This is a genomic window from Maribellus luteus (assembly GCF_003576475.1).
In the GTDB taxonomy this organism is placed as follows: domain Bacteria; phylum Bacteroidota; class Bacteroidia; order Bacteroidales; family Prolixibacteraceae; genus Draconibacterium; species Draconibacterium luteum.
The window spans coordinates 1-605 of sequence record NZ_QWGR01000153.1; the positions used below are offsets into that span (position 1 = coordinate 1).

Here is a 605-nt window from a genome sequence, read left to right on the forward strand (position 1 = left end):
TTCGGTTCAACTGCGACAGCGCAATCACGGGGCAGTTGAGTTCCTTCGCCAAGCCCTTCAGCGAGCGTGAAATTTCGGAAATCTCAGTGGCGCGGTTTTCACCGCCGCCCGATCCCGACATCAGCTGCAGGTAATCGATGACGATCAGGCCGAGCTGCCCGCACTGCCGTGCGAGCCGGCGTGACCGCGCACGCAATTCCATCGGGTTCAGCGCGGGCGTCTCATCGATGAACAGCTGCGCGTCGTTCATCTTCTGGATGGCATGCGTCAGGCGCGGCCAATCCTCGTCAAGCAGGCGCCCGGTACGTAGTCGATGCTGATCCAATCGCCCCACCGAACCCAGCATACGCATGGCGAGCTGTGTGCCGGCCATTTCCATCGAAAACACGGCCACCGGCAGGCCTTGCTCCACGGCAACGTGCTCGCCGATATTCAGCGAGAACGCCGTCTTACCCATCGAGGGGCGACCGGCAACGATGATCAGATCGCCGCCCTGCATACCGCTGGTCATGCGGTCGAGGTCAACGAAGCCGGTCGGCACGCCGGTAATGTCGCTCTGGTTGTCGCGGTGATACAGCTCGTCGATGCGCTCGACCACCTGGGTC

1 protein-coding gene is annotated in these 605 nt (G+C 62.3%); it reads right to left on the reverse strand.

From position 1 onward, the window contains the following. On the reverse strand, positions 1–605 hold a 605-nt coding region (locus D1614_RS24325; protein ID WP_147384395.1), incomplete at both ends, for a DnaB-like helicase C-terminal domain-containing protein.